The following is a 2,998-nucleotide window of genomic DNA, read 5'->3' as shown; positions in this document are numbered from 1 at the left end:
CGTAATTTGGCTTCACGGTAAGTATTCAAGTCACTATAGCGATCCATATGGTCTTCGCTAACATTGAGACACGTTGCCGCAATACAATTTAATGAATGAGTGGTTTCAAGTTGAAAACTCGATAGCTCAAGTACGTAAAAGTCTGCATCTTGAGGTAATAAATCCAGCGCTGGTGTACCAATGTTACCGCCAATCGCCACCGACTTTCCGGCAGCTAACAACATTTCGTACACTAATGTCGTTACCGTAGATTTACCGTTTGATCCAGTTATACCTACAACGCAAGGTTTCTTGTCTGCGATTTCTCGAGCAAATAACTCAACATCACCAATCACTTCAATTCCCATGTCCAACGCAGCGCGTACTTCAGGCGTATCGATTGGAACACCAGGACTGATGATAATTTGGTTGGCTTGAACTAAATAACGGCAATCAAACCCACCGGCCAATAATTCAATATCGGCAAACTCTTGTGCCAGCGTATCTGCACCAGGCGGATGACGACGGCTGTCCATCACTAAAGGCTTAATGCCTTTAGTTGCTAAAAAACGCACGACCGAGAGCCCTGTTGCCCCTAAGCCTAAAACAATGTGCGTATATTGAGTTTGCATAATACTGACCTTGATTAATTACTTAGCGTAATTTTAGAGTCGCTAGACCCAGTAACACTAAAAACAACGAGATAATCCAAAAGCGCACAATAACGCGCGGCTCTGGCCACCCTTTTAACTCATAGTGATGATGAATAGGCGCCATACGGAAAATTCGCTGACCACGTAACTTATACGAGCCCACCTGCAAGATCACCGATACCGTTTCCATAACAAACACGCCGCCCATGATCACCAATAAAATTTCTTGGCGAACCAGGATAGCAATCACACCTAATGCGGCACCCAACGCTAATGAGCCTACATCGCCCATAAACACTTGTGCTGGATAGGTGTTAAACCATAAAAAACCTAAACCTGCACCGACCATAGCCGTACACACAATCACTAATTCACCGGCTAACGGTAAATGAGGCAGGTGCAAATAACTGGCAAATTGAGCATGACCAGATAAGTAAGCGATGAGTGCAAACGCAGCCGCAACCATCACGGTTGGCATAATCGCTAAGCCATCTAAGCCGTCGGTTAGGTTCACTGCATTACTGGCACCTACAATGGTGAAGTAAGCTAATAAAATAAACATAAAGCCCAGTTGCGGCATGATATCTTTAAAAAACGGCACAACTAACTGTGTTTCGCCAACCATGGTTGATGAGCTATACAAATACACAGCAACAACTAAAGCGGCAATTGACTGCAACGCATATTTCCAACGTGCAATTAGGCCTTTAGAATCTTTCTTTACCACTTTACGATAATCATCAATAAAGCCAATGACACCAAAACTTGCGAGTACAAATAAAGTGACAAGCACATAACGATTAGATAAGTCGCCCCAAAGCAGAACACTAATAAAAATGCCCGCAAGGATAAGAATACCGCCCATTGTCGGTGTTCCACGCTTACTGAAATGCGATTCTGGACCGTCATCACGAACGACTTGACCAATTTGCAGCGTTTGCAGGTGCTTAATTAAAATCGGCCCCCACCACAAACTAAACACCAATGCAGTTAACAAGCCTAAAATAGCCCGGAACGTTACATATGAAAAAACGTTAAACCCGCTATAAAATTGGGTTAAATACTCGGCTAGATAAACCAGCATCTACACTAACTCCCCACGCCCATAGGCATCTAATAAACTGTCCACAACTCGCTCCATAGCGGCGCTGCGGGAACCTTTAACTAAAACTGTAATATTACCTGTGGTACTTGCTAACTGTTTTTGCAATACCACTATTAATGGCTCTTGAGCACAAAAGTGTTCGCTGCCAAATGCTTCACTGGTATTTGCCGACAATTGGCCGCAACAAAATAGCGACTCTATGGCTGCATGTTTAACCTGCAATCCAATGCTGGCGTGCAAAGGGCCAGCATTGTCGCCTAATTCGCCTAAATCTCCCAGCACTAAACAACGATATCCATCACGTTGTTGCAACCAATTAATCGCAGCACTTACTGACGTTGGATTAGCGTTATAACTATCATCAATTAATAACACTCGGCCAAGATCATGGGGCTGCATACGACCCTTTACAGGTTTGAGCAATGCAAAGCCTTGTGCGATGTCGTAAAGCGATATGTCCAAGGCAATACACATAGATGCCGCAGCCAGAGCATTGCTCACTTGATGCAGACCCGCTAATGGCAATTGCACCACTTCTTGCTGTCCATCAAAAGTTAATGTAAACCGATAACAACCATTGGCATCTGCCACTATGTCTGTTGCAGTCACATCTGCATCGACATTCATTTCACGGCTAAAACGCAGATGTTTGCGCCCCTGCGACTGTTGCAGCATAAAGTCTGCAAACTTATCGTCAGCATTAATAATTGCGGTGCCATCTGGTGTCAGATGATTAAAAATTTCAGATTTAGCCTGAGCAACACCTTCCAGTGACCCAAATCCTTCAAGATGAGCATTGCCAACATTATTAACTAACGCGACTTGAGGCAGCACTAATGATGAGGTGTAATCGATCTCTCCACGATGGTTTGCGCCAAGTTCAAACACCCCATATTCATCACCTTCACTTAACCGTAGCAAAGTTAACGGCACACCAATTTCGTTGTTAAAATTGCCTGCGGTAAATAACACTTGGTGATGTTGAGATAAAATAGTGGCCAGCATTTCTTTAACGCTGGTTTTGCCGTTTGACCCCGTTAACGCGACGCAAATAGGCGCCACTGTTTGGCGCACAAACGCGCCCATCTTGCCCATGGCCTTTTGGGTATCGGCAACTACAATTTGCGCAATATCGGCGGCAAAAGGATGATCGACTAATATATGATCGACCAACAGTGCTACTGCACCATTTTTAATCGCAGTATCAACAAAGTCATGGCCATCAAAACGCTCGCCTTTTAACGCGATAAATAAACATTGA

3 protein-coding genes are annotated in these 2,998 nt (G+C 44.1%); all 3 read right to left on the bottom strand.

Going from position 1 to position 2,998, the window contains the following annotated elements:
* Positions 1–611 (bottom strand): Mur ligase family protein (locus tag CXF78_RS18615; protein WP_257984947.1); only part of this gene is annotated, 611 nt, incomplete at its 3' end.
* Between the two features lie 22 nt (positions 612–633).
* Complete coding sequence (mraY, locus tag CXF78_RS18610; protein ID WP_011639217.1) at positions 634–1,716, bottom strand: phospho-N-acetylmuramoyl-pentapeptide-transferase; 1,083 nt, start codon at positions 1,714–1,716, stop codon at positions 634–636.
* Positions 1,717–2,998: UDP-N-acetylmuramoyl-tripeptide--D-alanyl-D-alanine ligase (gene murF / locus CXF78_RS18605; protein ID WP_102037593.1), on the bottom strand; the 1,282-nt coding region annotated here is incomplete at its 5' end.

The sequence above is a fragment of the Shewanella sp. 11B5 genome, from assembly GCF_002836795.1.
GTDB lineage: Bacteria > Pseudomonadota > Gammaproteobacteria > Enterobacterales > Shewanellaceae > Shewanella > Shewanella frigidimarina.
Note: the sequence above shows the minus strand (reverse complement) of the source record. Positions and strands in the feature narration are given on the sequence as shown.

Coding starts and splice junctions, on each gene's coding strand:
- mraY (WP_011639217.1), bottom strand. CDS start 1,716: ATGCTGGTTTATCTAGCCGAGTATTTAACCCAATTTTATAGCGGGTTT.